Below are 17852 nucleotides of genomic sequence, written 5' to 3' on the forward strand. Positions count from 1 at the left end.
GAATTCTGCTGTAAATGAATTCTATTTCCCCCAGCGTATTTGGCCGCCTGTTTACCCCACACCGCACTGTTGATATTGATCAACAAGGTTTAGTCATTAACAACAAAAAGCACACAGATACACTGAGTTGGTGCGATTTAACCTCGCCTATTTGTTATGAATATGGGGTGCTTGGACAAACACTACGTTTTTCAACACAGTCTGGGCAGTATCGAGTGTGGATGAGGGCTTATGGCAGTCACCGAATACTTAAAGCCAAGACGGATCAGCTATGGGTCAATAATAATATTGAACCATTAAATGAGCTGCTAGAAAATATTAACCAATTTGCACATCATCAATTTTTGCGTCAATCCTATGTGGCAGATATAAAACAGCGCGTTAAACAACAATACAACCGCTGGTTTCCTTGGATAAAAAAGAGTGAGGCATTGGCAGTTGTTAGCACGCAAATAAAACTGCTCGAACAATATAGTCAGTGGAGCGATCCATTAACTCGCTTTTTACAGCATAAATACACACAGACACAGTTGCAGCGTTATGCTGGTTTTTTCGATAACGTTGAAGCAAACCCACTTACTGAAAAGCAAAGCCGGGCATGCATTATTGATGACGATAATAACCTCGTATTAGCCGGAGCCGGCACCGGTAAAACCAGTGTAATGGTGGCGCGAGCTGGCTATTTAGTTAAAAGTAATCAAGCTAATTACAGCGATATTTTATTATTGGCCTATGGCAAGCAAGCTGCCAGTGAAATGGACGAACGCATTAAAACTAAGCTGAATACGCAGGCTATAAAAACCGCTACTTTTCACAGCTTAGGTTTAACTATTATTACTGAGGTTGAGGGCAAGCCACCTAAAATATCTAAACTTGCTGAAAACGAAAAAGCTAAAATAAAATGGGTTGAGGCATGTTTAGAATCACTTGCCAATGCTAAACCACAGTATGCTAAAGCATTGGTAAACTATATAAATAACAATCTTAATGACGTTAAAAGTGGGTTTGAATTAAGCACTGCAAAGCCTAATCATATAGCGCTACTAAAAGAGATAAAAGCTGGCGGTTATTTAACCAAATTAGCGACTTTATTTAGTCAATTAATTAGCGTGTATAAAACAGCAAATATAACGCTTGAGAACGATTCAAAGCAGATACAGCAGGCTTGGAAATTATTAAAGCCATTATTAGCCAACTATAACCATTATTTATATACTCAAGGTGAAATAGACTTTGACGATATGATCCTCAAAGCCCTCGATTATGTTAATACAGGAAAGTTTATATCACCTTGGCGTTATATCATGGTTGATGAATTTCAAGATATATCGCCTACGCGTGCGGCGCTGGTTAAAGCGCTGCGCGATAGTAAGCCTAGAAGCTCATTGTTTGTAGTGGGCGATGACTGGCAAGCTATTTACCGTTTTAGTGGTGCTGATATGCGCCTTACCACAGAATTTGCCGCACATTTTGGTTTTACTACACAAACCATACTGGATGTTACGTTTCGTTTTAATAATAAAATTAGTGAGGTTGCTTCATGTTTTATCATGAAAAACCCTGCCCAGTTAGCTAAGCAAATTAACTCATTATCACAAGTGACAAAGCCCGCTATTAGCGTATTAAAAACAGCGAATGTTGTCTCAAGCAAAAATACAAAAATAGCTGAGCTAAATAATGGGGCACTTGCCCATGTACTCGACACTATCAACAAAAATAAGCCCGCTGTTGTGTATTTACTGGCACGCTATCGCTTTCAGTTACCTACTAAAGCCGATATTAACGCCTTGCAGCACACCTTTTCTTCATTACAAATTGAGTGTGATACCTTTCATGGTTCAAAGGGTAAAGAAGCCGATTACGTAGTTATATTAGGTATGCATGGCGGGCAATTTGGATTTCCGAGCACTAAGCCATCGCCTGCAATGTTAGAAGCTCTCTTACCCGCTAAAGATTTGTATGCCCATAGCGAAGAGCGACGCTTATTTTATGTGGCGCTCACTCGTGCTAAACACAAGGTGTTTATCATAAGTGATGACAACAACCGCAGCTGTTTTGTTGACGAGCTAATAAACGAGCATCAAATTGAGCTAAAAGAGTTAAAAAACATAGCCAGTAAAGTGGTAACGCAGGTATAAACCGCTTAGCGGCAAACGAATAAGCTTAAGCGGTTTATTGCGTTAATTAACCTGCAACAGGGGTGTTACCTGTGGGTATTTTTTTCATACTTTTTATGAGCATATAAATACAGGTGGTAATTAAACAACCACCTAAATAAATAAGCACACCATGGCTTGCATCAGAAAAATGCGTTGCCAACAACGGGCCTAATACAGAGCCGACACTGTAGCTGAGCAGCATTATTTCAGTTGCTGACACTATTTTTGCCATAGGTAAGGAGTCGCACGCCAAAGTAATTGCAATCGGATAAAGTGCAAAACTACACGCACCTAATACAAAGTAACTTACAACTAATCCGCCAAAGCTATGTGCGTTCAATATTACCATTACGCTGGCAGCACCAACAAAACAAAAAATAGCCATAAGTAAGCTTTTTATAATACGGGTTGATAAATAACTCACTAAAGGTTGCACCAGCATGCCACCTAAAATAATCACCGCCATAAGTAAGCCGGTATATTGGGCTTGATCAGTTTGCGCGGCTATATAAACTGGTAATAACCCGTAAATAGGGCCTAGTAATAATCCTGATACTAAACAGCCTAAAATAGCAGGGCGGCTGAGAGTTTTTAACTCTTTAAGTGGCAGCTTTTGTAATTGCTGAGCATTAGGTTGGCCTTTTGTAATTAATAATGGAGCTAAAATAGCCAACGCCAAAAGGGCCACGACAAATAAATACGGTACGGCACCTTCAGTGCCAAGCGGTGTGATTGCTAATTGCCCCACAGCGCTGCCACCATATAAAGAGGTCATATATAAACCTAAGCGTTTAGCTCGCGCCTTAGGTGTATTCGCCATTAACAACCACGACTCAACCACTACAAATACTCCCGCAACAGCAATACCAGCAACAAAGCGAGCAATTAACCACATTGTGGCTGTAGGGGATATAATCTGTGCAATAACACTGATGATCAGCAACATTAAAAATGCGATAAATGCCATACGGTGGCCAATTTTTACTACCACACGCTCAATACACAGCGCGCCAATAAGTAAACCAAAATAAAAGACGCTGGCAAGCCAAGGCGCAAGATCAATACTTAACTTAAAAGCACTCAGTGATAACGGGATCAGGCTCATTAAAAAGCCCGAAGCAATAGCAAAAAAAGATAAACCAATAACAGGGGCTAAAGGATTATTTGATTTACTATTAGCGGCAAGTTCCACCATTAGATTATTCCGATAAAAAGGGTTTAAATAATTGCTGATTTAGGTGTGATAGTGGCGCGATTATTTGAAGCAGGTTAATTTGGCTGCGAATTTATGCTGCTTTTTATACCAAGTAAAGTGTTTTTTAATTGCTCAATCAAAATAATTTTTAAAATGTTTTTTTACGTAAACTAATCGCTTAATTGCAATCTGATTGTAGAAATAAGTTAGCGTTTTTGTTTTATATTTGTTGATTTTTTAAAGAGGGTGATAACGTAGTAATGGCGGGGTATAGTTAAAAAATAAAAGCCCATGTTGGGCTTTTATTGGTGTTTATTTTAGTGCATGGCAAGCGCAAGCTTATGGTACAAACCAATACCAACAATCACATTAAACGGAAACGTTACCCCTAAAGAGCTGAGCATAGCTAGGCCAATATCAGCCTTGGGAACGGCTGCTTTAATTGCCGCAGGGGCTGCAATATAAGACGCACTAGCCACTAAACTACCGAGTATCACCACCGAGCCTAATTCTAATTTTAATAGTGTGCCTACAGCCACGCCGATAGTACCTAAAAATAGCGGAGTAATAATAGCAAATGCAGCGAGTCTCCAATGCTGCCAAGGAAATGGGCGCAGAGTTTGCGCAGCTACTAAACCCATTTCAAGTAAAAACAATGCCAGTACTACTTTAAAACTACTGGTTAAAAGACTGGTTACTTGGCTGCCTTGCTGTGTGCCATACATCATTCCGATGATCACACCGCCTACCAATAAAATCACGCTTTTGTTAGTGAGTGTTTCGTGCCAAAGCGCTTTGAGCGACAGTGTATTACTTTGGCTATGTTGTTTGTCGAGTTTACGATACAGCATTAAACCGACAATAATGGCAGGTAATTCGAGCATCACTAAATACAGTGTAACCTCAGTACCTACCTCTAATTTAGCTGACTCTGCATAAGCCAATGCAACTGCAAAGGTACCTGCGCTTACCGAGCCATAATGCGCAGCAATACTGGCGCTATTGGCCACACTGAGTCTAACAACATATTTTAAAATAGGGTAAAGAGTAAGGGGAATAAGACCACCGAGTAACATAACCGAGGCCATTTCAGGAAGAAGTTGCCAGCTTAAGTTACCATGCAGCACCATGCCACCTTTTAACCCTATGGTGAGCATTAACAATAGACTTAGTGTGTCATAAGTGGCTTTAGGTATCGCTAAATCAGAACGTAAAATCCCCGCCACTAATCCTAAAATAAAAAACATTACGACGATATCAGGCACACTGTTCTCCTTTTTGTTATTAGTTACTCAATTTGTTAAGCGGCGCTATTGTAAGCCTATCTTTGTATAGTAAATAATAAAATGAATGATAGTATCTTATAGATAAAAATCTATGAGGTGAATAATGAACACAAGGCAGCTATCATTTAGGCTACTCGAAGTCTTTATGAGTGTAGTTAAAACCGACTCCATTAGCGAAACAGCTCGGCAATTGCATTTAACCCAGCCTACCGTTTCTTTGCAAATTAAGCGCTTACAAGAAGCCGTTAATGAGCCTTTAATTGTTATGCAACAGCAAAAATTACAGGTTACCGAGGCTGGCTTACAATTATTTAGAACTTGTGAGCAAGTGTTTGGGCACTTTGATGATTACCAAGACTATTTAGCCGAGCTTAAAGGCGGGGAGCGCGGGCGCTGTAAAATTGCCATGGTAAACACTGCACAATATATTTTGCCTAAGTTACTTGGGCCTTACAGTAATGCCCATCCCCATGTAGAGCTGCCATTAGAAATTGGCAACCGCTCTGCAGTGTTAGCGCGTTTTGAGCGTGGAGAAGACGACATTTATGTGTTTAGCCACCCACCATCACTTGAACATGCCCAAGCTGCGCGTTTTTTACATAACCCCTTAGTTTTTATTGTGCCGCTTGATCATCCGCTTGCCGATGTAAAAGCATTAACATTAGCTGATTTAATGCCATATCGATTTTTATTAAGAGAGCCAGGCTCTGCTACGCGTATGCTCTTTGAAAGCGAATTACAAAGCCGTGGTTTAGTCCTTAGTGATAGTGTGCAAATGGCCAGTAACGAAGCCATACGAGTTGCTGTTTCCTCGGGAATGGGGATTGCTGTGCTTTCCCATCATGTATTACCAAAAGGCGATAACAGTTTTAAAGTGCTCAATGTAACCGACACCTGCTTAGCCAGCCATTGGTATTTTGTAGTGCGCACAGACAGGCATATTTCTCATGCTGCGCGCAGCTTTTTAAAATTTGCCCAGCTGAATTTAGAGCAATATCTCGATAAGCAATGGGTGCGTAATGAGCTAAATGGGCTTAATTTAAAATAAAGAGTTAAAGCGAAGCGAAAAAATATAAGTTGGTATTAAAGTTGCTGTAGTTATTCACATACAAGTATCTAAGTGAAAATAGTTAAAGATAGATATTTTAACGCAAAAATGGATTTGAGCTGATGACATCAATAACCTTTAAAAATCAATATAGTACTTATGTTAGTACAATAAATAAACCGGCAAAAGCTGACGAAGTTGCGGCAACTTCTGGCCCTGCGGCAACAGCTAAAACCAGCGATAGCGAACAAACGCAAATCGCAAGCGCTAAGCCACATGACAAAAGCTTTTTAGAAAATGCGCAAGAGGCGCTTATCTATCAACGATTAGGAGTTGATAAAGAAAAAATTGCTGAGTTAAAAGCAGCAATCGAAGCATTGGCAGAAAAACTTCAAGAGCAAGGTGCTGATATAGACACCATTAAAGAGCAGCTTGCAGAGTTACAAAAAATGCTGGAGCAAGAATACGAAAAAGGCACTGATCGAATGGCCATGCAACCTACGCATGAAAAAGGCAAGCTTGTAACCGCGTTAGCTTAGATAACGACACGTTGCAAGCTCATTTACTTCTGATTTTAAATAGATTTTAAGAATTATGCACAAAGAGGGCAATGAGACGCTGCGCTTTTAGAGCAGTGATCTAAAGCATATTTTTTATGGCTTCTCATTCAATTCTCTCAGCTCATACTGTTTTTTATGATCAATTTACAAAGAGGGCGAAGAGACGCTGCGACTTTAGAGTAAGCGGCTGAAATAAATTTATTTTTTCCTGCTTATTTTATCCTCATTCATTTCTATCAGTTTAAATTATTTTTAAGTGATTAATACACAAAGAGAGCGAAGAGACGCTGCGCTTTTAGAGCAGTGATCTAAACCATAACTTTCATCTGCAACCAAAAAACCAAGCTTGGGCATATAAAAAGTATCAACATGCCTACACTAAGCAAGTTGCCTTTACAAAGATTAAAATCATCAAGAATTATGTGCCACTTATATTTAAATAAATACCTACCCACAAAAATATCTAAACTAAGCATTATCATTAGCCACACTAAGCCTAATTTAAAACAATCTAGGTAATTTGTAGGGGTAACCCATGGCAGGGCTAACCAAGTTATAGCAAAAATAATGGCGATGCCTGAGAGTAAACTAAGTGTTTTAGCGCGTCGTTGCCCATATAATCGATGCAGAACTCGCACCCGAATGTTACCATTAATTATCTCGCCTAAAGCAAGTAATAAGCCTATGGCTAGGGCTTTTAATAACATGATGATTTCCTTATATTACAAAGGCCAACAGTTAAACATTTATTTCAAATAGTTTACATCAATACCCAATTAGAGAGCCATTGGTTAGCCTTTTAATTTATAACCATCGGTATTTGTTGTTATTGTGCGCACTTTTTTATAAGGTGAACTTTGCTTATAAAAATAACAACGGGATCAACCGATGAAAACTCTACAACAACAACTTGGCCAGTATGGCTTGTATCATCGTTCAAAGCGTAACGTATTAACTCACTTTTTTGGTATTCCACTGATTGTATTTGCGGCATTGTGCTTACTAGCGCGTGTTGAAATTCCTCTAGGGAGTTTTAATGTCGATGGGGCGCAGCTTTTTGTCCTTGCCAGTGTGGTTTACTATTTTATGCTGAGCTTTTCGCTAGGTTTAATCATGGGCATCATTTTTACTTTATTGTTAGTGGCAGCGCAGCCTATCGCCGCAATGCCCTTTACATCTTGGCTGACGATTGGTGTGGGTGTGTTTGTATTTGGCTGGGTGTTACAGTTTATTGGTCATTATTTTGAAGGCAAAAAGCCCGCCTTTGTTGATGATTTAGTGGGTTTAATTATTGGCCCTTTGTATGTCACCGCAGAGCTGTTATTTATAATGGGCTTTTATAAAAATTTAGAACAGCAAGTTAATGAAATAGCGGGCCCAACTAAAGCATAATCAGTCAAAGAATATAAGGTAAACCATGGATTATAATAATAAAACAGTGTGGATCACCGGTGCATCATCAGGTATTGGTGAAGAGCTTGCAAAACAATTTGCAGAGCAAGGTGCGAAGGTTATTTTATCAGCGCGAAATATCGATAAACTCAACCAAGTAAAAGACGAGTTAAAAGGCGAGGGGCATCGTGTTATCCCCCTTGATTTATCAAAGCCCGAAACTGTACTGCAGGATGTATCAGCGCAAATAGATAGCTTAGGCCCAATTGATATTTTAATAAATAATGGTGGCGTATCACAGCGTAGTTTATTTTTAGAAAATGACTTTAAAGTGTACCGCCAACTCATGGAAGTAAATTACTTTGGTTTAATTGCACTCACTAAAGCAGTGCTACCTTCAATGGTGGCGCGAAAAAGTGGTTCTGTAGTGGCTATTAGTAGCGTGGCAGGCAAAGTGGGCTCTAAGTTTAGAACGGGTTATTCAGGCAGTAAATACGCTGTAGTAGGCTTTATGGATTGCTTACGCGCCGAAGTCGCGCAGCACAATATACATTGCTTAACTATTTGCCCTGGCTCAATTAAAACAGCGATTGCCCATAATTCATTGAACGGGCAAGGAGAGGCACAAAACAAACCTGAGCCTTCAATAGAAAATGGTATGAATGTAAATGTAGCCGCATCGAAAATGCTCACCGCAATCTATAATAAAAAAGACGAAGTTGTAATAGGCCAAGGGTTAAGCGGTTGGGCACCGTTCATAAAACGGTTTTTCCCTAGTTTATTTAATCGCTTAACCGCCAAGGTAGAATATAAATAGCCAAGCACTTAGACGCCAGCATTGAGCCGCTTAGCGCAATGCTGGTTCGTGTTCTGCTTTATGGCTGTTTTTGTACTTTCCAAGGTGGGTTTAATCGATTTTCTCCAGCTTTGTAGAGTTTAATTTTATTGCCTGAGGGGTCTCTTAAAATCGCTTCCTTCCACAAATATCTTTGCTCTGTGGGCTGCTGTTCGAATACGATCCCCTTTTTGATCAACTGTTGACACAATTGTTCAAGATCATCGTTCTCAAAATAAATTACAGAATGATTTTCAAAAAACTCACCCTCTAAAGACAATGAAAATGTAGAGTCACCTTCAGGGCAACTAAAACGTGCATAATGCGGTGTGTCAACAATTTGGGTAAAGCCAAGTGAGCGATAAAAACTCACCGCTTCATTCATATCTTTGACTGGCAAAGTTACTTGATTCAGTTTCATTCAAACTCCCACTACAAAAAATAGATAAATTTATATGGATTTACTTCCGACTAGGTTCATGTCCTTCATAACGAGGAAGCTGGGCATCTAAATCTTCCCAATTAGCTTTTGAGGTCACGAAATTATGCGATATTGGCCTTTCAACTATATCGGAAGTTAATGCGCCTAAACGCAGGCGATACCTTTTTGGCGATTGCGCATTAGCACTATAAATTGGTGCGCCGCAGGTTTTACAAAAGTACTTACGTTTGCCTTCACTGCTTTGGTAAAAGGTGAGGGTTCCGTTTTTGTCAGTTAATGTCAGCTCGCTGGCATTAATAAACCCATTGGTAGCAAAGGCACTGCCACTGGCCTTACGGCAAAGCGAACAATGACAATGGATAATATCAGTAACATTACCATTAATTGAAAAATTGATTGAGCCACATAAACAACTACCTGCGTACATCTGTATTCCTTGGTTTATATAATTTGTTCGTTATATTGTATTCTTGCCAGTAAATTGTTGACGCTTTATGGCTTGATTACACACTCTACAAAAATGCTTTTCGCATCCACATAACCACTAGCGCTTAAATATTCAGAGATTTCAAACAATGCATCAAGTCCTTGTCGTATTAGGTAAATAATTCCACTAATTAACTTTAATGTAAACAACTGATTATGCGAGAAATAAAATGGCTTTTGAGTGTCGTACCAATAGGACTGTAATAACGTGATGGGGGAAATGCAAAGTGAACTTATAAGAAGTGTATTTAATTTTGCTTAGTTGGGTAAATGTTTATCGAAGTTATTTAGTCGGGGAAATAAAAACCCCGCACTGTTAATGCGGGGGATAGGCTTAAACTTATTAGGTTTAATGTTTACTTGGCTTTTTTGGCTTCGAGCGCTTCTATTTCATTCCAAATTTTTTCAGCCTCGTCAGTTAACATAGCATAGCTTTTAATATCGCCTTTTCTTTGCGCTTGCATGCCTTGTTCTAATTTTGCGTCGTATTCTTTACGTAATTTTTTGATTGGATCTGGCTTTAAAAATGAAAACATCAACACCCTCGTTGTTTATTAGCTAGTTACAGTAACAATACGCAGTGAAGGCGCAAAAAGTTTTCTGTTACTGTAATTAGCGTATTAAAAGATTACTGTGGTTCAAGGCGCACAATGCCTTGGCCGTCTAATCCTAAGTAAATAGTGCCATCATCACCTTGTGCTAGGCTGCGAATACGGCCAATGCCTTCCAGTAATTTACTTTGTTTAACGACATTGCCATCTGCTATTTCAAGTACGCTAATAAACGCGTATTTCATTGAAGCGAGTAAAAATTTTCCTTTAAGCTCAGGATATTTGTCACCTTTTACGAGTAGCATGTCTGAAGGGGCAATAGAGGGTGTCCATTGTAATGTGGGCGCTTGCATGCCTGATTTTTCGGTTAAATCGGTAAACGAGGTGCCACTGTAGTTAATACCATAGCTTACCACTGGCCAGCCGTAGTTAGTTTTAGGCTTAATCATATTAAGCTCATCGCCGCCACGGGGGCCGTGTTCGTGTGCCCAAAATACATTATTTTCACCATCGAACCACATGCCTTGTGGATTACGATGCCCGTAAGACCAAATCGCTGGTTTTGCGTCTTTTTGGTTTACAAATGGGTTGTCGGTTGGAATTTTACCATCGTCGTGTAAACGATAAATTTTACCGCCATCGCGGCTTAAATCTTGTGGGTTAATATCTCGCGAGCCGCGATCGCCAATGGAAAAATACACATAATTTTGGTTATCAAACACAATGCGGCTGCCGTAGTGCTGGCCTTTTTTAGAGTTATGCTCGCCTTTGTATAATTGTTGTGGCTCGCGCAATTGGCTGTGATCGTTACTTAGCTTTGCACGCATAAGTGCGGTGTTACTGCCAGCGCCGTCACCTTCACTGCTTGAGTAAGTGATATACAGCCATTGATTATTAGCAAAATCAGGATGCAGTTCTAAATCAAGTAGGCCGCCTTGGCCGTTGGCATCAATTTTAGGTAGCCCAGAGATTTTAGTTAAGCTGGTGGTATTTTTACGCAGTAAATACAAGGTGCCACTGCGCTCAGTTATTAATAAATCACCGTTTGGCAGAGCCTCAATAGCCCACGGAATGGAAATCCCTTGGGCAACAGTGACTGGTTTTACATTAAGCGCTAATTTATCCAGTCCTTTAAAATCAACTGCATGAGCACTAAGGCTGGTAAGCGCCGAAAATGCAAATGCACAACTGGCTGTGGCGAGTGTAGAAAATTTTTTACGCGTTGTTACTTTGTTCATAATGGCTTCCAAAATTAACTAAATTTTAACTACCTTAGCACGCTATTAATCACAGTGTTAAGTATTTGGGATGAATGAAATTGCACGCTATTTAACCGCTTTAATGTTGGTTTTTAGCTTAATGAGCTTGTTTATGTCCCTCAGGTGTTTACTAACTTTACAGGTATAGGAATTAAAGACCGCTTTAAAAAAATTGAATAATTACTCTATTAGGGTTGAAATTTAAAAATTCGAGCGTACACTTGTGCGCTGAAAGTTGAGCTTACACGTGTAGGCTCAAATATTTAAAGCCCAGCACATGTGTTTGCGTGAATTCGCTTAACACAAAGTGATGGGTAGTCGATTTAAGTAGAGAATTAATAACCATGCTAACTTCGGTATTAGACCAATTTTCAAAATGGTTTTTACACCATCAAAGCTTTGCCGCTTACATAGAGCCTTTAATACAGGTCGTTAAACCTGCATGGCGAGCCGGCTTTTTTCGTGCGCAAATTATTGATGTACACGCGTTGAGTGGTCAGTTTTTAAGTGTAACGCTTAAACCCAATAAACAGTGGCGCGCCCACATTGCGGGCCAGCATATTAGTTTAACGCTTGAGCTCAACGGGCGTTTGCTTACCCGTGTATTTACGCTTGCTTGCAGCCCCGCGCAATACAAAGCAACCGGATTGCTGCGAGTTTTAATTAAAACCAATGAGCAAGGACGTTTTACAGCTCAGTTGCAAAACGCATTAAAAGCGCAGTCGTGGTGTAATATTTCTGCGCCAAGTGGCGACTTTGTATTTAAAAGCTGGCATAAAGCCAGCACCTTTGTTGCTGGTGGCTCGGGTATTACACCTATGCTAGCAATGCTTAGCCAGCAATTAGCAAATACTCAACACACCATTAAATTACTGTATTTTGCAAAAGCTAATGAGCACCAATGCGTTGAAGAACTTGCCGCATTAGCAGAGCGTTATGTGCATTTTTCTTACTTGTTACTCACTCGTGATAAGAGCCCGCAATTAACTACGCATATAAACATCGGTGACAATCCTGATATTTACTGCTGTGGGCCAGCAGCGTTTATGCAAAAAATTGCACATTTTGCAAACCAGCATCATTTAACCTATTACCAAGAAGCCTTTAGCCTTGCATTGCCAAGCTTAAATGATGACAGTCAATTTACTGTAAAAATTAATAATGATCACCACGACGTAGCAGCGAATGAGGTGTTGTTAACTCAGTTTGAGGCAAAAAAACTACCTGTGCAGCGAGGGTGTGGGATTGGTATTTGTCATCAATGCCAGTGCATTAAAAAAACGGGCGTGGTGCGCAATTTAAAAACCGGTGAGTTATCAGATAACGGCGAGCAGTTAATTCAACTGTGTGTTAGCCAAGCGGTCAGTGATTTGGAGTTACAGCTATGACAACCATAAATTATCAACAATTAGCCGAAGATTTAGATGGCATAAAAATGTCGACGCTTGCCAAAGTAGGGCAAAAGGATGCAAACTATATTCGTTCTATTGTGCGTAAGCAGCGGTTTTGCGAAATAGGCGGACGGATTTTATTGATGCTTGGTTTTGTACAGCCATTATTGTGGGTAGCGGGTGTTTTATTACTTGGTTTGGCTAAAATTCTCGACAACATGGAAATTGGCCACAACGTAATGCATGGTCAATACGATTGGATGAACGACAAACAACTTAACTCTAAAAGCTACGAGTGGGATATAGCCTGCGATGGCCAAAGCTGGAACCGCGTTCATAACTTTGAACATCATACTTACACTAACATTATCGGAAAAGATCGTGACTTTGGTTATGGCTTATTAAGGTTGAGCAATGACTTTAAATGGCGGCTAAAAAATACATGGCAGTTTATTACCTATTTAAATTTAAGCGTGCTGTTTCAGTGGGGCGTGTCGTATCATGAGCTCGCAGGCGAGCGAGTCTTTATAGGTAAAAAGAAACCAAACCGTGAAGGTGCTGTGGCGCATAGCACCTTAAAAAAACGCTTTTTTAGTAAAGGCGCGCGCCAATTAATTAAAGACTATGTGCTGTTTCCACTTTTAGCGGGGCCTCTGTTTTTATGGGTGCTAAGCGGTAACTTATTGGCGAACCTAATTCGTAATTTATGGACATCAACCATTATTTTTTGTGGCCATTTTACCGAGCAAACGCATACCTTTTACGAGCAAGATTGTGAAAACGAAAGCCAAGGTCAGTGGTATTATCGCCAAGCGCTTGGGTCGTCAAACATTAAAGGGGCGCGTTGGTTTCATATTTTAACGGGGCATTTAAGTTTTCAAATTGAACACCACTTATTTCCAGACTTGCCATCGTCACGCTACCAAGAAATAGCACCACAAGTGCAAGCTGCTTTACAAAAGCAGGGCATTGCATACAACACCGGCGGTTTTTTTCACCAATATACCTCGGTGTTAAAACGTATATTTCGTTATTCATTTAAATAGAGGTTAATAAAATAGCCGCTACTATAATGTATGCATTAAATAATCAGCTAACCTTAAATTGTTAGCTGATTATTGCATTAAAGAGTTAGTAAGTGCTTTTTTGATTAAATAATCATCAGCACATGCAAAAAATTCGTCTAATTAATTTAAAAACAGCCTGTTTTGCTATGGTTAAATAGTAGCGGGTTGTCATACAATGGAGAAAAATAGACCACACAAGAGAGAATAAAAATGGCCGCATTTGGTACTGTGTTTATGCCGCAGATGATTCAAGCTAAGTTTTCTGACAATCAGTGGGGCGAAAGCTCAATTGTTCCTTGCGATAAGCTTGAGTTGCATGCAGGTGCACACGTTCTTCATTATTCAAGTACATGTTTTGAAGGTTTAAAAGCCTTTCGCCATGAAGATGGTTCGGTAAATATTTTTAGAATGGATGCAAATATTGCGCGTATGCAGCAAAGTTCTGAATTATTAAGTTTACCAGCGGTTGATGGCGAGATGCTAAAAACAATGATCATCGATATTGTTCGTGAATACGCCGATGAAACGCCGCTTCCTCCTGGTTCTATGTATATTCGCCCAACCCACATTGGTACTGAAGCTGCCATTGGCAAAGCGGCTGCGCCTTCAATGAGTTCATTGCTTTATACGTTATTATCGCCAGTGGGTGACTACTTTTCAGGTGGTGCTACCGCGCTACGTGTTTTATTAGAAGAAGACGGCATGCGCTGTGCCCCGCATATGGGTATGATTAAAAGTGGTGGTAACTATGCTAGCGCGCTTGGCCCAATATCAGCAGCGCGAACTAAATATAAAGCCGACCAAATTTTATTTTGCCCAGGTGGCGATGTGCAAGAAACCGGCGCGGCCAACTTCATATTAATTGATGGCAACGAAATCATTACTAAAGCACTCGACAGCACCTTTTTACATGGTGTTACTCGTAATAGTATTTTAACCATTGCGAAAGATTTAGGAATGACGGTAAGCGAGCGTAACTTTACCGTAACTGAGCTTTTAGAGCGTGCAGCAAAACCAGGTACAGAGGCAGCACTTTCAGGCACTGCAGCAGTATTAACACCAGTAGGTACGTTTATCCATAACGATAAAGAATACAAAGTGGGTAATGGTGAACCAGGACCAACAACAGCACGTTTACGTCAAGCATTGAACGATATTCAATGGGGTAAAAGTGAAGATACACACGGTTGGTTAACTAAAATCTAATCGGGTTCTAGGGTCTGTTGACCTTTGCGGATTAAAATTTGTTCAAACTAGGGGCGGTTTAATCGCGGCGCGAGGTTTGTAACCTAGTGGGCTAAGTAAAAACCGAGCAACAAAGAGTAAATCGTCCCTAGGCAGAACCCTTCGGGCAGCGCCTGTTTGGCATTGATGCTGCGTTATCGCCTATTTATGGGGAATAACCACACCACATAGGCTATGCCTTGCCTAAATACCAAACAGACTGCTGCAAATTTAACCTTGAAAGATCAACAGACCCTAATCTATTAAAAAGCCACACTAAATAGTGTGGCTTTTTGTTTTTAGCTGCAGCTTAAAATTTCATTTCAACTTTGCCGTAAACATAGCGGCCATTAAAACCAAATGGCGAAAAGCCCGAGTAAGAGAACAAACGAGAGAAAGTGGTTACATCGCTCACTAAATCACGCGTTGGATCTGGGTATACATCAAACACATTATTCGCGCCTAAGCTCAGAGTAATGTTGTTATTAAGTGCATAGGCAACATCTAAGTCGGTGATCCACTTTGGCTTGAGCACTTCGTTACGCTCTGGAATTTCTGATGGGTCTTGTGTTTCACCATAGCGAGTGCTGCGAAGTGTGGTACGCCATTCGTTTAGTGTCCATGTAGCGCTTAGGTTGTATTTATTACGCGGGGTACTTACTTCAAAACGACGCAGTTCATTACCCGAGAACAAATTATCTTGTTCAACACCTACGCTTTGTAGCTCAGCGGGTGGGGCAATAATATTAGTCACTTCGTTTTTGCCGTAGTTATAGCCTAAATTAAACGCTACATCACCGTAGTTATCACTCATTAGGTTGTAAGAGGCAACCACATCAACGCCACGGGTTTTGCTATCAATCGCGTTTAAGAAAAACCGCCCTTGGTTAGCTCCAGTGCCCTCAAGTAAGCTTGCTACACCTGCACCCGACAGGTTATTTGATAACACAATACGGTCATCAATTAATATTTGGTAATAATCCACAGATAAGCTGAAATTAAAGTCGGTTGACCAGGTAAAACCTACCCCGTAGTTGGTGGCTTCTTCTGCATCTAAGCCCGGTGATCCCAATGCAACGGCTACATCACTGCTTGGGGCAAACGTCCCTGTTTGTGTTGGAATACCATCAACAAACACGGTGGCCACTGAAGTAAAATATTGCTGTTGCAGAGAGGGCGCTCTAAAGCCGGTTGATACAGAGCCGCGTAATGCTAAATCTTCTGTTAGCGTATAACGGGTGGCAATTTTACCATTAAGCGTATCGCCAAAGTCAGAGTAGTCTTCATAACGCGCTGCGACGGCAACGTTCCAGTTATCTGTAATAAAGGCTTCTAAATCAACGTAAAGGCTAACATTATGGCGGCTGTTATCACCCGCAGACTCAGGTGTGAAACCTGGGAATACTTGCGAACCTGCAGAGCCAAATGGGCCATTAACTGGGTCGGTTACTGCGCCACCAGGGCCAAAAGTGCCCTGTGCGTATGAGGCTTCTTCGCCTGCCTGAATTTCGTAGCCTTCACGACGATACTCAGCACCCACTGCGACGTTAATTCCGCTAGCTAAAAAGTCAGCATCAATCTCGCGGCTAAAATCAAGATTAATAGTCAGCTGATCGTAGGTAAGTGTACCGGCATCAAAACTGGTTTGACTGCTAGGTCCATATGAGGTGTTTAAGCTATCAATAACACCAAAGTTAAAGGCATCTTGGCCGTATACAGCAGAAGCGTCGTAATTCCATTCATTAGCAAAACCTTTTACGCCGAGTGCTAACGAAAAATCGTCAATATCTGAGGTGATCACCGGTAAAAAGCCATCAGGATAAATTTCTGTTACGTTACGGCTGTCTTGTGCGCGACGATAAAAACCTCCGCCTTCGCCTTCACGCTTGCTGTAAGAGCCAAACGAGTAGAGCTCGGCATCGTTAGTTAATTGATAACCGGCATTATAAAACAGCGCGAAGTCTTCAACGGTGCCATTGCCAAAGTTATGATTGTAACGATCCCATGTGAACTCACGCGGATCAAGAGAGCCATCAGGTAGGCGGGCGTAATTTTCGCGCTGGTCATAATCAGAGCGATTCGTTGAGCTACGGTCGCGATATTCAGTAGAAATACTTAAAAAGCCGTTATCGCCCAATTCAAACCCCATATTACCTTGCAGGGTTAAGGTTTGGCCGTCGGTAAGCGAGCGGTCACTGCCTTCATTAAAGGCTAAGTTGCCATTGGCGTCTTCAGAAACGGATTCTAGTTGAGGCACACCCTGCATTTCGGTGATGTTTGCTCCATATACAGCACCTAGGCTGCCGCCACTGCTATTACTTTTAAGGACAATATTGATCACACCGGCAATGGCGTCTGAGCCATATTGCGCTGCGGCACCGTCGCGTAATACTTCTATTCGCTCAATGGCATTGGCTGGAATAGCGTTTAAATCAACCGATGATGATCCACGACCGGTTGAACCGTTTAAATTAAGCAGTGCATTACTATGGCGACGTTTACCATTTACGAGCACTAAGGTGTGATCAGGTGCTAAGCCATGCAGTTGAGCTGGGCGCACATGGTCGCTGCCATCGGTGATTGATGGCTGAGGGAAATTAAAGCTTGGTAATAAAGTGCTCAGTAGTGCATTGGTTTCAGTTTGCCCTGAACTTTTTAGGGCATCGCCGCTAATGATATCAATCGGAACTGGGCTGTCTTCAACTGTGCGGCCGAGTCGGCGAGAGCCAATTACACTAATTTGTTCAATATTTTCTTCTGCTTGTGTGTCTTGCTGTGCGGCATTTACCGACCACGAGCCAAGTAGTGCAGTGGCAACACTGAGTGTAATGGTTTTTTTTGCTGTAAATAGCTGTTTTAGTTGCATGATTAGTTTCCCTCATTCAATGCTCTACAGGTAATTCAATTATTAATGAACTAATTGAAACTTCTGTTGTCAAGGTAGACCATTTTTACAA

The 17852-nt window shown here is 40.9% G+C and carries 16 protein-coding genes; 8 read left to right on the forward strand and 8 right to left on the reverse strand.

Features of this window, described 5'->3' with window-relative positions:
* The first annotated feature begins 14 nt into the window (after positions 1 to 14).
* Positions 15 to 2138: a DNA helicase IV gene (helD, locus tag ACTRWE_RS00670; protein WP_462879301.1), complete on the forward strand. Its 2124-nt coding sequence runs from the start codon at positions 15 to 17 to the stop codon at positions 2136 to 2138.
* Between the two features lie 46 nt (positions 2139 to 2184).
* Here helD and ACTRWE_RS00675 read toward each other — a convergent pair whose 3' ends face one another.
* Positions 2185 to 3354, reverse strand: coding sequence for an MFS transporter (locus tag ACTRWE_RS00675; RefSeq protein ID WP_138764365.1), 1170 nt, complete (start codon positions 3352 to 3354; stop codon positions 2185 to 2187).
* A gap of 317 nt (positions 3355 to 3671) precedes the next feature.
* A complete protein-coding gene (locus ACTRWE_RS00680; protein WP_138764366.1) occupies positions 3672 to 4619 on the reverse strand; it encodes a sodium-dependent bicarbonate transport family permease in 948 nt (315 codons plus the stop codon).
* A 124-nt stretch (positions 4620 to 4743) separates the two neighbouring features.
* Between ACTRWE_RS00680 and ACTRWE_RS00685 the strand changes: the two genes are divergently transcribed.
* Together ACTRWE_RS00685 and ACTRWE_RS00690 are read left to right on the forward strand one after the other, a co-directional pair.
* On the forward strand, positions 4744 to 5688 hold the full coding sequence (locus tag ACTRWE_RS00685) for a LysR family transcriptional regulator (RefSeq protein ID WP_138764367.1): 945 nt from the start codon (positions 4744 to 4746) through the stop codon (positions 5686 to 5688).
* A gap of 122 nt (positions 5689 to 5810) precedes the next feature.
* Positions 5811 to 6227, forward strand: a complete 417-nt coding sequence (locus ACTRWE_RS00690) for a hypothetical protein (protein ID WP_024603120.1) — start codon at positions 5811 to 5813, stop codon at positions 6225 to 6227.
* A 329-nt stretch (positions 6228 to 6556) separates the two neighbouring features.
* On the opposite strand, the gene ACTRWE_RS00695 is transcribed toward ACTRWE_RS00690, so the two are convergent.
* Complete coding sequence (locus ACTRWE_RS00695) at positions 6557 to 6955, reverse strand: hypothetical protein (RefSeq protein WP_138764368.1); 399 nt, start codon at positions 6953 to 6955, stop codon at positions 6557 to 6559.
* A 181-nt stretch (positions 6956 to 7136) separates the two neighbouring features.
* Between ACTRWE_RS00695 and ACTRWE_RS00700 the strand changes: the two genes are divergently transcribed.
* Both ACTRWE_RS00700 and ACTRWE_RS00705 read left to right on the forward strand, forming a co-directional pair.
* Entirely contained in the window at positions 7137 to 7640 is a 504-nt protein-coding gene (locus ACTRWE_RS00700; RefSeq protein WP_138764369.1) for an Mpo1 family 2-hydroxy fatty acid dioxygenase, read from the forward strand.
* Positions 7641 to 7665: 25 nt separating this feature from the next.
* A complete protein-coding gene (locus ACTRWE_RS00705) occupies positions 7666 to 8457 on the forward strand; it encodes an SDR family oxidoreductase (RefSeq protein ID WP_138764370.1) in 792 nt (263 codons plus the stop codon).
* A gap of 58 nt (positions 8458 to 8515) precedes the next feature.
* Here the strand turns inward: ACTRWE_RS00705 and ACTRWE_RS00710 are convergent, their stop codons facing one another.
* The 4 genes from ACTRWE_RS00710 to ACTRWE_RS00725 form a co-directional block, all read right to left on the reverse strand.
* Entirely contained in the window at positions 8516 to 8896 is a 381-nt protein-coding gene (locus tag ACTRWE_RS00710; protein ID WP_462879302.1) for a VOC family protein, read from the reverse strand.
* 40 nt (positions 8897 to 8936) lie between these two features.
* Complete coding sequence (locus tag ACTRWE_RS00715) at positions 8937 to 9344, reverse strand: GFA family protein (protein ID WP_462879303.1); 408 nt, start codon at positions 9342 to 9344, stop codon at positions 8937 to 8939.
* A 415-nt stretch (positions 9345 to 9759) separates the two neighbouring features.
* Positions 9760 to 9939: a DUF6435 family protein gene (locus tag ACTRWE_RS00720; RefSeq protein WP_010390276.1), complete on the reverse strand. Its 180-nt coding sequence runs from the start codon at positions 9937 to 9939 to the stop codon at positions 9760 to 9762.
* Positions 9940 to 10031: 92 nt separating this feature from the next.
* Positions 10032 to 11192: a PQQ-dependent sugar dehydrogenase gene (locus ACTRWE_RS00725; protein WP_462879304.1), complete on the reverse strand. Its 1161-nt coding sequence runs from the start codon at positions 11190 to 11192 to the stop codon at positions 10032 to 10034.
* 365 nt (positions 11193 to 11557) lie between these two features.
* Here ACTRWE_RS00725 and ACTRWE_RS00730 point away from each other — a divergent pair, with 365 nt between their 5' ends.
* The 3 genes from ACTRWE_RS00730 (at position 11558) to ACTRWE_RS00740 (ending at position 14877) form a co-directional block, all read left to right on the forward strand.
* Positions 11558 to 12601, forward strand: a complete 1044-nt coding sequence (locus tag ACTRWE_RS00730) for a flavin reductase family protein (protein ID WP_462879305.1) — start codon at positions 11558 to 11560, stop codon at positions 12599 to 12601.
* Positions 12598 to 13650: a fatty acid desaturase family protein gene (locus ACTRWE_RS00735; RefSeq protein WP_462879306.1), complete on the forward strand. Its 1053-nt coding sequence runs from the start codon at positions 12598 to 12600 to the stop codon at positions 13648 to 13650. Before ACTRWE_RS00730 ends, ACTRWE_RS00735 begins: the two co-directional genes overlap by 4 nt.
* 225 nt (positions 13651 to 13875) lie before the next feature.
* Positions 13876 to 14877 carry a branched-chain amino acid aminotransferase gene (locus ACTRWE_RS00740; protein WP_288369064.1) on the forward strand — a complete coding sequence of 334 codons (1002 nt, stop codon included), beginning with the start codon at positions 13876 to 13878 and terminating at the stop codon, positions 14875 to 14877.
* Between the two features lie 328 nt (positions 14878 to 15205).
* Here ACTRWE_RS00740 and ACTRWE_RS00745 read toward each other — a convergent pair whose 3' ends face one another.
* Complete coding sequence (locus ACTRWE_RS00745; protein WP_462879307.1) at positions 15206 to 17761, reverse strand: TonB-dependent receptor plug domain-containing protein; 2556 nt, start codon at positions 17759 to 17761, stop codon at positions 15206 to 15208.
* Between the last annotated feature and the right edge of the window lie 91 nt (positions 17762 to 17852).

The organism is Pseudoalteromonas sp. G5_S1_54_S4, assembly GCF_054968565.1.

What these genes read in the sequence shown, in the direction of transcription:
- helD (WP_462879301.1), top strand. Translation starts at nt 15, where the DNA reads ATGAATTCTATTTCCCCCAGCGTATTTGGCCGCCTGTTTACCCCACAC.
- ACTRWE_RS00675 (WP_138764365.1), bottom strand. Translation starts at nt 3,354, where the DNA reads ATGGTGGAACTTGCCGCTAATAGTAAATCAAATAATCCTTTAGCCCCT.
- ACTRWE_RS00685 (WP_138764367.1), top strand. Translation starts at nt 4,744, where the DNA reads ATGAACACAAGGCAGCTATCATTTAGGCTACTCGAAGTCTTTATGAGT.
- ACTRWE_RS00690 (WP_024603120.1), top strand. Translation starts at nt 5,811, where the DNA reads ATGACATCAATAACCTTTAAAAATCAATATAGTACTTATGTTAGTACA.
- ACTRWE_RS00695 (WP_138764368.1), bottom strand. Translation starts at nt 6,955, where the DNA reads ATGTTATTAAAAGCCCTAGCCATAGGCTTATTACTTGCTTTAGGCGAG.
- ACTRWE_RS00700 (WP_138764369.1), top strand. Translation starts at nt 7,137, where the DNA reads ATGAAAACTCTACAACAACAACTTGGCCAGTATGGCTTGTATCATCGT.
- ACTRWE_RS00705 (WP_138764370.1), top strand. Translation starts at nt 7,666, where the DNA reads ATGGATTATAATAATAAAACAGTGTGGATCACCGGTGCATCATCAGGT.
- ACTRWE_RS00710 (WP_462879302.1), bottom strand. Translation starts at nt 8,896, where the DNA reads ATGAAACTGAATCAAGTAACTTTGCCAGTCAAAGATATGAATGAAGCG.
- ACTRWE_RS00715 (WP_462879303.1), bottom strand. Translation starts at nt 9,344, where the DNA reads ATGTACGCAGGTAGTTGTTTATGTGGCTCAATCAATTTTTCAATTAAT.
- ACTRWE_RS00720 (WP_010390276.1), bottom strand. Translation starts at nt 9,939, where the DNA reads ATGTTTTCATTTTTAAAGCCAGATCCAATCAAAAAATTACGTAAAGAA.
- ACTRWE_RS00725 (WP_462879304.1), bottom strand. Translation starts at nt 11,192, where the DNA reads ATGAACAAAGTAACAACGCGTAAAAAATTTTCTACACTCGCCACAGCC.
- ACTRWE_RS00730 (WP_462879305.1), top strand. Translation starts at nt 11,558, where the DNA reads ATGCTAACTTCGGTATTAGACCAATTTTCAAAATGGTTTTTACACCAT.
- ACTRWE_RS00735 (WP_462879306.1), top strand. Translation starts at nt 12,598, where the DNA reads ATGACAACCATAAATTATCAACAATTAGCCGAAGATTTAGATGGCATA.
- ACTRWE_RS00745 (WP_462879307.1), bottom strand. Translation starts at nt 17,761, where the DNA reads ATGCAACTAAAACAGCTATTTACAGCAAAAAAAACCATTACACTCAGT.